Origin of the sequence: Sorangium sp. So ce726, from assembly GCF_051521405.1 — a bacterium.
In the GTDB taxonomy this organism is placed as follows: domain Bacteria; phylum Myxococcota_A; class Polyangia; order Polyangiales; family Polyangiaceae; genus Sorangium.
This window is the reverse complement of sequence record NZ_CP150349.1, coordinates 8317869-8333563: the sequence shown is the minus strand read 5'-3', so window position 1 is coordinate 8333563 and position 15695 is coordinate 8317869. Positions and strand designations below refer to the sequence as shown.

The 15695-nt window shown below is 70.2% G+C and carries 8 protein-coding genes; 2 read left to right on the top strand and 6 right to left on the bottom strand.

The window, feature by feature from the left end; all coding sequences use genetic code 11:
- Positions 1 to 239: 239 nt before the first annotated feature.
- From WME79_RS30700 to WME79_RS30680, 5 genes are all read right to left on the bottom strand, one after another.
- Positions 240 to 785, bottom strand: a complete 546-nt coding sequence (locus tag WME79_RS30700) for a hypothetical protein (protein ID WP_437522061.1) — start codon at positions 783 to 785, stop codon at positions 240 to 242.
- 70 nt (positions 786 to 855) lie between these two features.
- On the bottom strand, positions 856 to 1932 hold the full coding sequence (locus WME79_RS30695; protein ID WP_437522059.1) for a hypothetical protein: 1077 nt from the start codon (positions 1930 to 1932) through the stop codon (positions 856 to 858).
- Positions 1929 to 3551: a FecR domain-containing protein gene (locus tag WME79_RS30690; protein WP_437522057.1), complete on the bottom strand. Its 1623-nt coding sequence runs from the start codon at positions 3549 to 3551 to the stop codon at positions 1929 to 1931. Before WME79_RS30690 ends, WME79_RS30695 begins: the two co-directional genes overlap by 4 nt.
- Positions 3527 to 4174: an RNA polymerase sigma factor gene (locus WME79_RS30685; protein ID WP_437522055.1), complete on the bottom strand. Its 648-nt coding sequence runs from the start codon at positions 4172 to 4174 to the stop codon at positions 3527 to 3529. The genes WME79_RS30690 and WME79_RS30685 overlap by 25 nt, the downstream gene beginning before the upstream one ends.
- 123 nt (positions 4175 to 4297) lie before the next feature.
- Positions 4298 to 5545 (bottom strand): patatin-like phospholipase family protein, encoded by a 1248-nt coding sequence (locus WME79_RS30680; RefSeq protein WP_437522053.1) that lies wholly within the window; start codon positions 5543 to 5545, stop codon positions 4298 to 4300.
- A gap of 442 nt (positions 5546 to 5987) precedes the next feature.
- On the opposite strand from WME79_RS30680, the gene WME79_RS30675 reads away from it, so the two are divergent.
- Positions 5988 to 8231 carry a DUF3160 domain-containing protein gene (locus WME79_RS30675; RefSeq protein ID WP_437522051.1) on the top strand — a complete coding sequence of 748 codons (2244 nt, stop codon included), beginning with the start codon at positions 5988 to 5990 and terminating at the stop codon, positions 8229 to 8231.
- Positions 8232 to 8573: 342 nt separating this feature from the next.
- Positions 8574 to 9182 carry a hypothetical protein gene (locus WME79_RS30670; protein ID WP_437522049.1) on the top strand — a complete coding sequence of 203 codons (609 nt, stop codon included), beginning with the start codon at positions 8574 to 8576 and terminating at the stop codon, positions 9180 to 9182.
- A 39-nt stretch (positions 9183 to 9221) separates the two neighbouring features.
- On the opposite strand, the gene WME79_RS30665 is transcribed toward WME79_RS30670, so the two are convergent.
- Positions 9222 to 15269 (bottom strand): AAA family ATPase, encoded by a 6048-nt coding sequence (locus WME79_RS30665; RefSeq protein WP_437522048.1) that lies wholly within the window; start codon positions 15267 to 15269, stop codon positions 9222 to 9224.
- Positions 15270 to 15695: the final 426 nt, after the last annotated feature.

Here is a 15695-nt window from a genome sequence, read left to right as displayed (position 1 = left end):
AGGATCTTCGAAGGCCAATGCGGCGGCCTCCGAGGCGTCGAGCGTCGGTGCATGTTGCCAAAAGCGCCGCGCTCCGCCATGGAAAATGGCGGCGCGCCCTCGCGCCGGCTCGCCTGCGATGACGGGGGGGAAGAGAGGGAATTCGCCGAGAATCCTCAGGCGCCTGAGGCGCCTGCCGCACGGGCACGCTGTGCTGTTTCTACCGGAGCCTGGCGGCCAGCCGTCGTGCGACCGTGGAGCTATGTGCCGCAGCGCTGGACCGTGTAATCGCCGTCGACCGGCCAATTCTGGTCGCCCGCGCCGCGCACCTTCACGAACAGCGAGGTCTCGTCGCTGCTGACGATCTCGAGCGTGCCCCGATGGCCAGGGCCCATGCCGCCCCCTCCACCGCAATCGGAGAGGATCACAGATTTGGAAAAGAGGATTTGCATCGTGTAGAGATCGATGAGACCTGGCTTGTTGAGCTCGGGCGGAATATGCAGGATGAATTGCCAGATCCCTGCCCTGTCACAGTTGACGCCGATCTTGAGATCGATCACGGGCTGGGCGCATTGCTCGACAGCGTTGCTGAAGTACAGGACGAGCGCGTCCGGGGTCTCCTGCGCGACGGCGTGGAGGCCGGAGGCGCCGTCGTCCACGGCGTCCACCTCGTCGTCGTCCACCTCATCGCCGTCGTCGGCCACGACGGCGTCCGGGTTGCTCTCCGAACCCCCGAGTTGAATGGGATTGAAGACGATCTCGTTACATCCGCTGTTCATCACCGCCATCGCTCCGAGGAGCATCATCCATCGTTTCATTCGAGCGACCTCCAGGCCAGGCTCCAGAGGTGAAGTCCCTCCGTCGCGTGACGGCGGCTCATAAAAACAGATCGAGCTCGATGCCGGCTGAAGAGAGGATGAACGGTTTGCCCCAGGTCGCTGTCTCCTGCTCGACGAACCGGACGGAGACACCCTGGACGAGCACGCTGGCGAGGGCGTCGGCGCGCAGCCGGAACGTGGGGGTCAGGGCGAAGGAGAGGCCCAGACCCGCGAAGGGGCTGGCGGTCACCGCGGCCGATGCGCTCGAGCGGAAGCCTTTGGCGGCCACCCCCGTGCTCCAGAGCAACACGGCCGAGAAGCCGAGATCCGCCGAGGCCGTCCAGGGGCTTTTGCGCGGGGCCAGCTGGAAGCGCGCGCCCCCACCGGCGAGCAGCACGGAGAGCTCAGCGGTGCCTTGCGATCGCTCGGTCTGGTGGGCGCTGATCGGAATCGAGGCGAACGCGATCGCGCCGACGTGCTCGCTCGGCAGCCAGGAGAGGCCGACGTCGATGCTGACCGCCGCGCCGAAGCCGCCTGGGCTCAGCAGCACACCGGGAGCGAGCGCGAGGCGGAACGCCGGCGACGGCCTCTGGGCCGGCGCGGGCGGCGTGGCGGGCGCGCGGACCCGCAGCTTCTCGCGGATCTCGGGCGTCGCGGGCACCTCTCCGGGCGGGGGCGCGGGCAGGCCAGCCTCGAGGAGGCTGGCGCGCAGGAGCTCGACCGCGCGGAGCGCGAGCGCCGCGTCGTGGTCGGGCGTGCCGCCGTCGTCCGCCATCTCGCGGAGGACGGTCTTGCCGGTCACCCGATCGGCGATCCAGATCTCGACGCCGCGCTCGGAGGGGACGGCGCGGATCGCGGCGATGGCGCCCACCTCGCGCGCCGAGGCCTCGAGGGACGCGCGCGACGCCGGCTCGGCCGCGGGGTCGAGGCGCTCGGCCCGGAAGCCCAGCGACTCGATCTCGGCCACGATCCGCAGGCCGAAGCGATCGTCAGGGGCGCAGAGGACAGCGATGGTCGAGGGGGCTTCGGTCCGGGTCTCGTCGGCGCGCGCGCCCTCCGCGAGCGCGGCCCCTGCTGCGAGCGTGGCCCCGGCGAGGAAGGCGAGGGAGAGGAGCGTCGCGGCGCGGCGTCTCACGGCGCCGGAGGCTCGGCGGCAGGGCCCGGCTCGCCGGGCGAGCCTCCGGAGGGGACTGGCCTGCCAGGCGAGCCTCCGGGGGGGACCGCCTTCGATCCGCGCGCGAGCACGTGCTTCGCGTACGCCGCGTGCGAGCCGCTCGGATGAGCGGCGAGGTACTGCTCGGCCGCCCTCCGGGCGCCCGCCTCGTCGCCCCGCCTGTCCTCCGCCTCGACGAGGCGCCCCGCGGCATCGGCGGCGAACGCGCCCGCCGGCTGCTCGTTCAGGTACCGGGAGAACCAGCGTGCGGCGGCCGCGTGGTCCTTGCTCTGGTCCTGGGCGATCCTCCCCAGCATGAACGCCGCCGACGCGGCCTCGGGCGAGCTAGGGAACCGGGCGCGGAGGGAGGCGAAGGCCTGGGTGGCGCGCGCCGGGCTCCCGCCGAGCCGGGCCGCGTCGCCGAGCGCATGCAGATCGCTCGCGCTCGCGGCGTCGCAGAGCGCGTCGAAGCCCTCGCTCTCCGCGGCGGCCAGGGCGTCCCTGTACCTGGCCTCGAGGACCAGGGCGCGCCACGACGGCGTTTCTTGGTGCGCGGGCAGGGGAGCGACCGAGCCCTCGCCGCCTGCTTGCCCTTCCAGCGCGGCCGTCCCGGCGTCCCGGGTGCGGGCGGTCGCCAGAGGCGCGCTCGTCGAGGGCGCAGCCGCGCCCGGAGCGGCTTCGCTCGGGGCAGGTGTGTTTGGAGCGGCCGCGCTTGGAGCGGCCGCGCTCGGAGCGCCTGCGTCGAGATCGGCCGCGCTCGTGGCCATCGCGCCGGGATCGGCCGCGCTCGGGGCAGCCGCGCCGGGATCGGCCGCGCTCGGGGCAGCCGCGCCGGGCGCGATCGCCGTCGATGTGGGGCCAGAGGCAGCGTCGATCGGGCCCACCTCGAGGGTGTTCGTCGCGGGCGAGATGGTGAGCCGCTCGCCGGCGTGGACGGCGCGCGATTCGCCCACGACCGGCCCGGAGACCGTGATCGCCCCCTCGTGCAGCGCGACCATGAGCTGCTCGGTCACCGGGTCCCATCGGGTCTCGAAGCGCGTCCCGATCACGTGGATCTGGAACGGCCCGACCCGCACCGTCCAGCGCGCGCCCTCGCGGTGGACGACCGAGAGATCGAGCGCGCCTCGCTCGAGGGAGAGCTCCGCGCCGTCCGCGTCCACCGAGGCGACGCGGGCGCGCCCCCCCGGCGCGAGGCGAAGCAGCGAGCCGTCGGAGAACCGGATCGGCAGCTCCGCCATGGCGGGCGCGGCGATCCACGCGCCGACGGCCCCTGGATCGGCCGTCCCGAGCTCGAAGCGCATCGGAGCGCGGGGGCGCGCCACGAGCGCGACCGCGAGCGCGGCGACGAGCAGGGGCACCACCGCCAGCAAGGCGGCGAGCCGCACCGCGAACGGCCATCCGGGCCTCGTCCGCCGCCGCGCCCAGGAAGACTCACGGCGGGACCTCTCTCCCCGCCCGGCCGGCTCCGTATCGGGCACCGGCCCCGCAGCGAGCAGCCGCGCTCGCCCGCGCTCGCGATCGAGCCGCGCCGCCGGCATCCGGTCCTGAAGCTCGGCCACGTGCCGGCCCAGGGTGGTCAGCGGGCGCTCGGATTGCCCCACCGGGTACCTCCATCGAGCCACGCCTCGAGCGCGGGTTGCTTGCGGGCTTCGGCCTCGAAGCGGGCGCTGGCGCGGGCCAGCCGCCGCTTGATCGTCGCGAGCGAGGTCTCGCACGCCGCGGCGACCTCGGTGAGCTCCATGCCGTCGATGAACCGGAGAGCAAAAGCGATCCGCTCGTCCACCGGGAGCGCGTCCAGGACCGCGTAGGTCGCGCGCAAGGCGTCCAGCACGTCGCCCGACGCCGCGCCGGACTCGACCTCGGGCAGCTCTTCGCTCGGCAGGAACCAGAGCCAGCTGCGCCGCTTCCTGCGGGTGATCGACGATCGCGCCACGTGCACCGCGATCATCGTGAGCCAGCCCTTGAGCGCGCTCGGGTCCTCCAGGCCCGGCAGCGAGCCGAGCGCGCGGACGAAGACGTCGTGGTGCAGGTCGGCCAGGTCGTGGCTGAAGCCGAGCAGCCGGTAGAGCACCCGGTGGACGTGATCCGCGAACCGGTCGTAGAGGGCGGCGCGCGCCCCGGGGTCGCCCCGCCGGAACGCGTGCACGAGGGTCGCGTCGTCGCCAGCGAAGGCCCGCTTCGGGGCGGGCAGCGGCGGTCGGACGAGCTTCAAGGGGCGGGTCAAGCGGGGCTCCTCTGCTGAAGTCCCGCGAGGGGCGCCCCACGGCTCAGGGGGGCCAGATCCTGCCGCAGAGAGAAATGTTGGTTCCAGTTTGGGTGGAATATTCTGTGCGGTGGAGCCGGGGGATCAAGCACGGTAGAGCGGTTGGTTTGGATTGCGCGCGTACTTCGCGCACAGCGCACCCCAGAGCTCGCCCTCGCTCGGGTGGTCTGAGATGAGCTCCTCGGCGTCCTGAATGCCCGCCTGTATCGCGCCGTTGATGAACTCGGGCTCGAACAGCACGTAGCTCAGCACGTCGGGACGGCTGTACGGGCTCACGGAGGTCAGCCAGTACAGAAGGTTGAGATCGACGCGCTTGAATCTTCGCGTGCCGCGAAGGATGTCCTCCAGGGCTCTCGCTGCCACGGAGCCGACGTCGTCTTGCCCTGATGGACCACCGAAGATGATCGGAATTGTCCCCTTTCTCGAGCTTTCCATGTTCTGCTCAAGCAACGTGCGAATCTCCTCGACCATGCGATCGGAGGTGATCATGCGCAGGAGCTGCAGGATGTGGTCTTGCATCGCCGGTATCCGGCGGAGGTTCACGGCTGCGGACGTGCCGTACCACCGGGAATCTGTCGAGACCACGACGATGCCCTTGGCTCCGAACTTTTGCGCGGGCGCCAGCGGCGCGTTGAGGCGCAATCCACCGTCGACGTAGAAGGGGCCGCTGTCCTGCGGGCCGATCCGGGTCGGAGGGAACAGCACCGGGATCGAGGCCGACGCCAGCACGTGCTCCGCCGACAGCCGGGTCTTGACGTAGTCGATGGCGCGCGCCTCGTCGGACTGCAGGAGTGTAGATTGCTGTGTTTGGTAAAATATCTTGGTTCGACCCGAGCCGCTCTCGGTGGTGGCGACCGCGAGCGTATGGATACGTTCGCTGATGATGTTGGTGTTGACGGCGTTCCAGTCGATCAGGGCGCGATTTTTGAGGTTGGCGAGCAGGGGCCGTGTGTCGAGCAGGCTCATCGGGCTGGGGCCATCGATGCCCAACAAACCGGCGATGTATTCTCGGCCTGCGCGCAGCAAGGAGCGGAAGACGGAGCCCAGGACCATCCCCTTGTGGATATTTTGCCAGCGTTTCACGACCTCGTCGCTGGCCTCTTCCGGGGACATGTGGCCCAGCGACGCGAGCAGGGCCGCGTTGATCGCGCCAGCGCTGGTGCCGACGAGGATCGTCGGTCGACTGTGCTGGAGCCTGGGAAGCAGCCTGGAAACGAAGCCGGCCTCGTATGCGCCGCGCGCTCCCGCGCCGGTCAACACGATGGCAACCGGATCTTGAGGCACGACGCCGCAGCCCCCCGCGGATCGGGCCTCATTGTCGTGGTCGGACATGACGTTATCCCTCCCCCTTTGAGTATCCCAGGCAATCGCTCTACACCGAGCGACGACGAGCGCGCCACGCCGCCTTCGGGCCGTGCCGCGCAATGGCGAGGTTGTACCACGATGAGGGTGATTGTGGTAGTGAAGGGGGGATTCTGTCGAGCACGCATCTCTCGTCTGTGTCGGGCAGATCATCTGGGCGAGAGGAGCGCGGGTGAGCCCGTAAGGTTGTGAAATGAGGTGCGGAGGGAATGCGGCTCCTTCGAACCACGGAACCCTTGGTGAGCTAGCGTCGCTCTTGCTGACCGGGGCGGTCACGCTCCAGCGCGGGTAGCCGGCCCGGGGAGCGGCGACTGCGAGAGCTCAGTTCCCGTATCCCGCGCTCACGGCACCACCTTTGCTTGCGGGGCCGTCGCGCCCCGGGCTGAGGGGCACGCTTTGAAAGGGGAGCACGATGCGCAACCTGCTTCTTCGCCTTCACGTCGTCCCGATCCTCGTCGCCCTCGCCGCCGGCTGTTCGGGCGAGGGGAGCCAGCCCGCGCCGGGCACCGACGGCACCCAGCTGCCCTCCACGGAGCTCGGGCCCGAGCAGCAGGCGGAGCTCACGGCGTTGCTCGCCGAGAAGGATGCTTCGGCGAGCATGACCGCCGAGGACTTCGCCTCGCGGTACCCCGTCCCCTTCGCGTCGGGCCTGTCCTATGCGCCGGCGGACGCCGCGGGCCTCTCGCTGCTCCAGGGCACCGCGCTCGCCCTCGACGAGGACGAGCTCGCGAAGCTGTCCGAGAATGGCTTCGTCATCTCGAGCAAGAAGTCCTTCCCGACCTTCGTCTACGGATACAGCAGCATCTACGCGCTCGACCTGCCGCTCTACGTGTCCGCGGACTCGATCCTGTTCGCGGTCCACCGCTCGTACGACGCGATCCTGAAGGCGGTGGAGCTGGCCTCGCTCGCGCCCGAGCTCGCGACGATGCTGAAGCAGATGCGCGCGCGGCTCGCCGAGGGGGCCGGAGCAGAGCTCGGCGCCGAGGCGCGCGCGGACGCGGATCTCTTCACGGCCGTCGCGCTCGCGCTGCTCGACGGCGCGCCCGTCGCCCCCGTCGCGGGCGCCAGCGCTGCGGCGATCGACGAGCTCGTCGCGGGCGCCGAGGCCCACCAGGGCATGGCGGAGGTCCGCCTCTTCGGCTCGGACCGGCTCATGGACTTCTCGCAGTTCGAGCCCCGCGGCCACTACCTCGATGAGCTGCACCCCGAGCTCGCGCGCTACTTCCGCAGCATGATGTGGCTCGGCCGCGTGGATTTCCGCTTCCTCGAGACCCAGCAGGACGGCACCCAGCGCTTCCAGAGGCGGCACCTCGAGGGCGCGTACGTGCTGCGCGCCCTGGCCGACGCGGAGACCGTCGCTCGTTACAAGCGCATCGACGACGCGATCCAGGCATTCGTCGGCGAGAGCGACTACATGACCCTGCCGGAGCTCGACGACCTGCTCGCCGACCTCGGCCTCAGCGACGCCGCCGGCCTCGCCGGCGTCCCGGACGCGCGGATCGCCGAGGTCATCGTGAAGGAGGGCCACGGCACGCAGCGGATCTCGAGCCACATCATGATCAACGGCCTCGGCAAGGGCACGATGCCCCTCTCGTCGAGCTTCGCGCTGCTCGGCCAGCGGTACGTCGTCGACTCCCACGTCTTCTCGAACGTGGTCTTCGACCGGGTGAAGGGCGGCGCCGTCAAGCGCATGATGCCGAACCCGCTCGACGTGGGCTTCGCCGCGCTCAGCAACGATCAGGCAGGCCAGCTGCTCGCCCCTGAGCTCGGGCAGTTCGACTACGCGCCCGACCTGCACATGATGCGCGTGCTCGTCGACGCGCACCCCGGGGACTTCTGGGGCAAGAACCTTTACAATCGCTGGCTCGGCGCGCTGCGGGAGCTGTCGCCGGCGCGGGCGATCGGCGACGGCGAGGGGCTGCCCGGGGTGGCGAAGACCGAGGCGTGGGGCCGGCGCCTGCTGAGCACCCAGCTCGCCTCCTGGGCCGAGCTCCGCCACGACACCCTGCTCTATGCCAAGCAGTCGTACACGGGCGGGGACACGTGCGAGTTCCCGGACGCGTACGTCGACCCGTACCCGGCGTTCTTCTCGCGCATCGCCGAGCTGGCCGAGCACGGCGTCGAGATCGTCGGCGCGCTCGATCTGTCGAGCGCGCCGCAGCTCGGGCAGAGGGTGTCGGCGTACTTCTCGCAGCTTCACGATGTCGCGCGGACGCTCGGCGAGATGGCCGCGAACGAGCGCGCCGGCCTGCCCCTCACCCAGGAGCACCTCGATTTCATCAACGAGGCCGTGCAGATCCAGTATGAAGGTTGCGGCGGGCCCACGGGCGTCCAGGGGTGGTACAGGCAGCTCTTCTTCGACGAGATGAAGAGCCTGGAGCAGGATCCGACGATCGCCGACGTGCACACCCAGCCGACCGACGAGGGCGGCGCGCCGGTCGGCCGCGTGCTCCACGTGGGCACCGGCCTGCCGCGGCTCATGGTCGTGACGGCCGACCCCTGCGGCGGCGCGCCTCGCGCGTTCGTGGGGCTCGCCTCGTCGTACTTCGAGTCCATCACCGAGAACTTCGAGCGGATGGATGACCGGGAGTGGGCCGGCACGGTCCTGGAAACGACCCCCGACGTGCCCTGGATGAGGGACGTCGTCTCCCGCTGATTCCGCTGATTCCGGCGACCCAGCGCTCGGCGCTGGCGGTCCCGTGAATTCGTGCCGAGCTGTGTTGACTTGTGTCGACTTGTGTCGACCAAAGGCCGCTGCGCGCCAGCGGGATCATGGTGCTCGATCGATCCCGTCAGTCCCCGGAACGTACCACCGTCATGCGCCTGTCGCCATTTCGGTCTCGAGCTTGAGGTAAAGCTCGCGGACGATCCTTTCAATTGTCTACGCCGGTTACTTCGATTACGTCGGTTCGGCAGGTTGCCCAGAATCGCCGGCTCCCCAGCGGATCTGGGCCGTGGAAGGCCATAGAGAGGTTCGGCTGTTATGCAAGCGCAGAGCATGTTGGTGCAGCTAGGGACGGCGGTCTTCGCGATGCTGGCGGCGTCGGGCTGCATCGTCGCCGAGCGGATAGAGCAACCAGGAGACGAGCAGGTCGACTCGGTGAGCGAAGCGCAGCTCGACCCTGGCATGTTGACCCCGTGGCGGCTGTACACTGCGACGTTCTCGAACGGCCAGCCGTTCTTTCGAGCCCTTGCGATCGGCGCGAGCAATGTGGGCAGTTACCAGGCGAACACCGAGTACTTTTATGTGACCACGGCGAGCCTGCAGTACCTCGGCAAGAAGGGCGTGAGCGTCAGCCACACGGACGGCAGCGGCACGCCGCCGGCGCAGAGCGGAACGCAGCAGTTTCAGCTGCCGGTGAGCTCCTCCTGGACGTGGTTCTCGAGCGACCAGGTGAGCGGTGGATACCGCTATGACAACGGCGACGTGCACCTGCGGATCGGCACGGGCGGCGGAGAGATCACCCGGCTGACGTGGTACCAGACGATCGGGCAAGGACAGAACCCGGCCAACCTCACGCCGAACGGGGCGTTCACCGTCGGCTCAGGCGCCGTGACGGTCCCGGTTGGAAGCGCCGGATATTACGTCGACGACACGATCCCGTGATCACGGCGATCCACGGGGCGTCGAGGCGCTGACCCGGAATCAGGCCTGTGGGAGCAGGTCCGCTCGGCCGTCCGTCTCCGACTCTGCCTCCGCCGCGCGCAAAGGCAGCTCGATGATGAACGTGGCGCCCGCGCCCGGCTTGCTCTCGACACGGATGGTGCCGCCGTGGGAGGTGACGATCCATCGAACGATGTAGAGGCCGAGTCCGAGGCCGCCGAAGTTGCGGACGGAGACGGCGCGCTCGAAGCGCTCGAAGATCCTGGCCTGATCGGCCTCGGCGATGCCCATGCCGTGATCGCGGACGATGAGCAGCGCGCGGTCAGCCAGACCGCGCACGACGACGTGAATGGGGGCGCCCGCGCCGTACTTGAGCGCGTTGGACAGGAGGTTGATGAGGACCTGCTCCATGCGCGTCGCATCCCAGCTGCCCACCACGGGGCCTTCCAGATCGAGCTCGGTGCGGCAGCGGGCGTCGTCGAGCTGCTGGTGCATCCGCTCGACGACCTCGCGCGTAAGTGCCGCCAGATCGACGGGCGCGCGCGCGAGGGTGAGCCGGCCGGCGTTCAGGCGGGTGACGTCGAGCAGCTCGTTGATCAGGTGGGCGAGGCGCGCGATCTGGCGGTTGAGGACCTGGATGGCGGCGTCGACGCGCTCCGGAGCGACCTCGGCGCGCTGGAAGCGGGGCAGGAGGCGGGCGAGGAGGTGGGCCTGCATCTTGAGCGAGGTGAGCGGCGTCTTGAGCTCGTGGGATGCGACGAGGAGGAACTCGTCGCGGCGCTCGATCGCCACCTGGGCCTCGGCGAACAGACGGCTGTTGTCGAGGGCGAGCGCGGCGCGGCTCCCGAGCTCCTGGGCGAGCCACAGGTCGGCGGGGCGGTAACGGCGCCGGGGGGCGGCCGCCAGCAGGGTCATGACGCCGAAGCGCCGGTCGCGCGCGAGGAGCGGGATGCGGAGGAAGGAATGAACGCCGAGCGACTCCAGGAGGGGCGCAGCGCGGATGTCACCCACCTCGGCGCGGTCCGACGAGGTCGCTGCCAGGGGCTGCAGCGCGTCCAGCACCGCGCCTGCCAGGTCGGCAGGCACGCCTGCGGTGACCGCGGTGACCGTCCGCCCCGGGGCGTCCTGGGCGAGATCCACGTCGATGACGCACTGGTCGGCCAGCTCGGGCACGGCGAGCTGCGCGACGCTCTCGAGGGTGGCGCCGTAGCCAAGGGCCATGAGCTTGCGGCTCGCCTCGGCGAGGAAGCGCTCGGCGAGCTCGGCGCGCTTGCGCTCTGTGATGTCGGTGGAGATGCCGCAGAGCACGCCGGGCATGACGTTCTCGCCGAGCGGGAACTTGAGCGACAGGTAGGTGTGCGGCCCGTCCTCCATCATCACCACCTCCTCGAACTCGAGCGGCTCGCCCGAGTCGAGCACCCGCCGGTCGTTGTCAGCGATGATCTCGAGGTCCGTGGAAGGGAAGAGCTCGGCGGTCGTCTTGCCGATGATCTGAGCGGGCGGCATGCCCAGGAGGCGGCCCACCTCGCGGTTCGCGAGCAGGTGCCGGCCCTCGCGATCCTTGAGGTAGATGGTCGCAGCGGAGTTGTCGACGATGGCCTGCAGCGTGGCCTGGCTTCCGCGGAGCTCGCGCTCCGCCCGGCGCCGCTCGGCGTTCTCCTGCTCGATATCGGTATAGAGCATGGCGTTCTCGAGCGAGATGGCCGACTGCGAGGCGAGCAGCTCGAGCACGGTGAGCCGCCCCGGGGTGAACGCGCCGGCCACCAGCTTGTTCTCCAGGTAGAGCAGGCCGAGCAGCCGCGCTTGCCGCACGATCGGGAGGCACAGCACCGATCTCGGCCGCTTCCGCGTGAAATACTCGTCCTCCGAGAACGGGTGTCTGGCGGAGGCGTCGTCGAGCAGCACGCGCTCGTGGCTGCGGCGAACATAGTTGAGAATGGATTGCGGCAGCGCGTCCGCCGCCGCCTCGCGCGCGTCGAGCAGCCGCGCGGCGCCCCCGGACGCGGCGATCGCCGCCGCGGTCGACAGGCGATCTTCCCGGACCAGGAGCACGTATCCTTCTCCAGCGCCCGCGTGCTCGACCACGATGCGCAGGAGCATCTCGAGCAGGCGCGGGAGCTTGAGCTCACCGGAGATGCTTTGAGAGGCCTTGACGACGGAGAGGACGTCGAACTGCTCGGCGCGTACGGCGAAGGTGACGGTGGGGGCGATCGGCTTTCGCTCGACGAGGAAGGGATACCGCTGGTCGAGCTGATCGACCTTGGCGTGGGCGCCCCAGCGGAAGTAGGCGGCGCGGGCCTTCTGGAGGTAAGCGTCTGCAGGCGTGGATAGGCCGCGGTCGCGGTAGAGCCGGGCGGCGAGCTCGCAGGCGATGGCCTCGTGCTGGACGAAGCCGCCCTCGCGCGCCGAGGAGATGGCCTGTTCGTAGAGCCCGATGGCCTCCAGGTCCTGCCCGCGGAGCCGCGCGATCTCGGCGCGGACCAGGGCGTGTTTGTGGAGGAAGTTGTCGGGGCCGCTCGCGGCCCACTCGCCGAGCTGCCGCTCGCAGTCGAGCAGCCCGTCCGGGAGCTCCGGGCGGGGCGACGGCGCCGCCGCGCGGTCCTCGTCGGCGTCGACGAGCGCGGCCAGCGCGAGCGCGCGATAGTAGAAGCACTCGGCGTACAGCGCGTTCGTGTCCATCTTCCAGTCGTAATCGACGACCACACGGGCCGTCGCCGCGACCGTCTCCCGGTGAGCGCCGAGGACGAACGTCGCCTGCGCCTTCATGCTGAAGTGGAAGCATCCAGGGACGCCGCCGCCCTCCTGGCCGAGCCGCGCCTCGAAGGCCGCCTGATCCAGCTCGGCGCCATCCAGCATCGCGTAATGGACCGGCCGCCCGCGCAGCGTCTGGATGAGGTGCCGTGCGCCGAGGAGGACGTCATAGACGAACGCGTAGCCGGCCTTGCGCACGAAGGCGAGGCGGTCTTCCGTCAGGTGGAGGGCGTCCTCCAGCGGCTCGCCGGAGAGCACCGGGAACATTGCTGCCCAGATGCAGTTGTAACATGCGTTGTTCCAGTCGCCGCCCTCCACCGCGGCGTTGAAGCCGCGGCGCGCATAGAAGCCCGACTCCCGGTAGTGGCGCGTCCAGAAGACGATCTGCTGCCCGAACAGGGTGAACACCGCGCCCTTCGTGGCGAGGGTGTGGCCCCTGTCCGCGAGGTCGTAGCCGAGCTTCCCGAACAGGTACGCCTCACGATAACGCCCGACCAGCGGGCCGACCATGCGCGCGAAGGCGGTGTACGCCTGGGCGGAGCTCTCCGCGTTGCCGTGGCGCAAGCTGAGCTTCACCATGCGCACGAGGAGCAGATAGTGCAGCTTCAGATCCACGAAGTAGGCGGGGATCATCACGCCGAGCAGGATGCGCATCGCGACCTTGATCTCGGGGTGATCCATGGGCGGCAGGTCGACCAGCGCCTCGATCTTCCGGTCGCCCAGCGCCTGCCAGACGCCCTCGGTCTCTTCCTTGACCTGCGCGTCGGTGACGGGGAGCGACAGCTCGATGTCCCAGGTGCGGAGGCACGAGAGCCCGAGCTCGACGGCGCGGGCGCACTGCCCGCGGGTGACGCTCTGCGCGACGGCGAGCTCGACGACGGCGGCGCGTTCGATGTTGGTCCTCGCGCGCGCCATGAGCTCGTCGAGCAGCCGCTCGGCCTCCTCGAAGCTGCCGATGGCGTAGGCGGCGTGCGCGCGCTCGAGGCTCAGGTCGTAGGTCAGATCGTACCGAGTCTCCCAGCGCTCGCGGGGATCTTGCGCGAGGAGGGCCAGGCCGGCGGCGAAGAGCGCGGCGGCGGATTGAAAGGCCGCGGCGGCTTTGGCCTTCCTGCCAGCCCGGAGGTTCAGCGCGGCGAGCTCGTCGCGCTCGGCCTGCGAACGGAGGAGCGTGGCGCCGCGGTTGAGGTGGCCGGCGATATCGAAGAGCGCGTCCTCGCGCTCGTCGGCGCGCTGCGCCTTCAAGAGCAGCTGGCCGATGCAGAGGTGCACCTCGGCGAGCTGTCCGGCCGGGATGAGCGAATAAGCGGCTTGCTGCACCCGGTCGTGGAGGAATCGATAGGCGCTGTCCCGGCGGAGCAGCAGCCCCTCCCGCACGGCCTCTTCGAGCGCCTCGCGGAGCCCCTCCGCCGGGCGGCGCGCGACGACCGCCAGGGTGCCGAGGTCCACGCTGCCGCCGAGGCACGCGGCGAGCTTGAGCGCGTCGCGCGTGGCGACGGGGAGCCGCTCCAGCTTGCCGGCCATCAGCTCGACGACGTTGTCGGTGAAGCCCTTGTCGCGGATGGCGGCGATGTCCCACCGCCATGCGCCCGCGTCGGTGTCGAACGTGATGAGCCCCTCTTCGTGCAGGGCGATGAGGAACTGGAGCACGAAGAAGGGGTTGCCGCCGGTCTTCTCGTAAACCAGCCGTGAGAGCGGCTCGACCTGCGCTTCGGGCGCATGGACCGCCTCGGCGACGAGCGCCCCGACGTGGGCGACGGAGAGCGGCGCGAGGACGATGTCGCCGACGGCGGCGCCGCGCTTCTGCACCTCGGCCAGCGCGAGCTGGAGCGGGTGCGCGGGGCCGACCTCGTTGTCGCGATAAGCGCCTATCAGCAGGAGGTGGGCGTCGCCGGCCAGGGTGGCGAGCTGCTCGAGGAGCAGGAGGCTGCCGGCGTCGGCCCATTGCAGGTCGTCGAGAAAGAGCGCGACGGGGTGCTCTTTCCGGGCGCAGGCCGCGACGAAGCGCTGGAGTGTGGTGAGCAGCCGGCTCTGGGCCTCGGCGGGCGGGAGCTCGGGCACGGGGGGCTGCGGGCCGAGGAGCAGGGCGAGCTCGGGGAGCATGTCGGTGAGCAGCCCGCCGCTCGCGCCGAGGGCCTCGCGGAGGCGCTCTCGCCAGCGCTCGACCTGCTCCTCGCTCGCGCTGAGGATCTCCTGCACGAGCCCGCGGAAGGCCTGAAGGAGGGCGCGGTAGGGGACGTCGCGCCTGAGCTGATCGAACTTTCCGGAGAGGAAGAAGCCGCGCTCGCGCACGATGGGCCCGTGCAGCTCGGCGACGAGCGACGACTTGCCGATGCCCGAATAGCCCGAGACGAGGACGAGCTCTGGCCGGCCGTTCGCGACCGCCCGCTCGAACGCGGCGATCAGGGCCTTGAGCTCGCGCTCGCGGCCATAGAGCCGCTGCGGGATCTGGAATCGGTCGGAGACGTCGCGCTGTCCGAGCGGGAAGGCCTCGATGGCGCCGCTCTGGCGCAGCTGGGAAGAGCAGGTGTCGAGATCGTGGCGCAGGCCGAGGGCGCTCTGGTAACGCTCCTCGGCGGCCTTGGAGAGCAGCTTGAGGACGACGGCGGAGAGCTGCGGGGGAATCGATGGGACGAGCGTGTGCGGCGGCTGCGGCGCCTGGGCGATGTGGCAATAGACCCACTCGACGGGGTCGCTGGCGTGGAAGGGCAGGGTGCCAGTCAGCATCTCGTAGAAGGTGACGCCGAGGGAGTACAGGTCGGTCCGCTCGTCGACCCAGCGGTTCATGCGGCCCGTTTGCTCCGGCGCCATGTAGGCGAGCGTGCCCTCGATGAGCCCGTCGTGGGCGAGCTCCTGGGCCTCGCGGGGGGAGAGGGAGGCGATGCCGAGATCGGTGATCTTCAGCTCGTCGGTGTCGGGGTTGTAGAGCAGGTTCTGGGGCTTGATGTCCTTGTGGATGACGTGCCGCCGGTGCATCTCGGCGAGCGCGCCGGCGAGGCGGAGGGCGAGGGGGAAGAAGCGTTCGATCGACATCGGGCGCATCGGCCCATCGCCATCGAGCAGCCGGTCGAGCGAGTGGCCGCCGAAGTCCTCGAGGACCAGGGTCATCTGGTCGCGGAACGGCTCGATCCCGTAGGCCTGGACGACGACGGGCGACTTCAGGGCCCTGGCGACCTCGAGCTCGTGCTGGAGCCGGCTGAGGGCGCGGGGGCTCGCGTGATCGCGCCGCAGGGCCTTGAGCACCACCGGCCGGCCGTCCTCCTCGCGCCGCGCGCGGTAGAGGATGGTGTCCGCACCTTGGTGCAGCACCTCCAGCACGCGGTAACGTGGACTATCGAGCATAGGAGGATCTTTGAAATCCGGAGCGCCGGCGGCGTGTTGCCATTCAACCCGGTACACTGCCAAAAGCGCCGCGCCTCGTCACGAGCAAACGGCGGCGCCATCTCGCGGGCTCGTCCGTCGCGTGTCGCGCCTCCGTCATCCGTCATCCAGCGCGGGAGCCGTCGGACCGCCGCGGAGCGTCGTACGTGGACAGCCCCTCACGGAGGTGATCCAATGGAATGGCGTTCACGGTACGGCAGCTGACACGTGGTGTCTTGGCGGTGGAGTAGGGAGTCCTACAGGGCCTCTCCCTCGGCCTCGATCACGGCATGGAACCGCGACGATCTCTCCTCGCCGGAGCGCTCCGTGTTCGTGAGCCGCTCCGCGCCCGAAGGGCGCTGGACCGAGACCGAGGTGGTCGTCGACGAGGCGACCGCGCAACCTCGG

Coding starts and splice junctions, on each gene's coding strand:
- WME79_RS30670 (WP_437522049.1), top strand. CDS start 8,574: ATGTTGGTGCAGCTAGGGACGGCGGTCTTCGCGATGCTGGCGGCGTCG.
- WME79_RS30700 (WP_437522061.1), bottom strand. CDS start 785: ATGATGCTCCTCGGAGCGATGGCGGTGATGAACAGCGGATGTAACGAG.
- WME79_RS30665 (WP_437522048.1), bottom strand. CDS start 15,269: ATGCTCGATAGTCCACGTTACCGCGTGCTGGAGGTGCTGCACCAAGGT.
- WME79_RS30680 (WP_437522053.1), bottom strand. CDS start 5,545: ATGTCCGACCACGACAATGAGGCCCGATCCGCGGGGGGCTGCGGCGTC.
- WME79_RS30675 (WP_437522051.1), top strand. CDS start 5,988: ATGCGCAACCTGCTTCTTCGCCTTCACGTCGTCCCGATCCTCGTCGCC.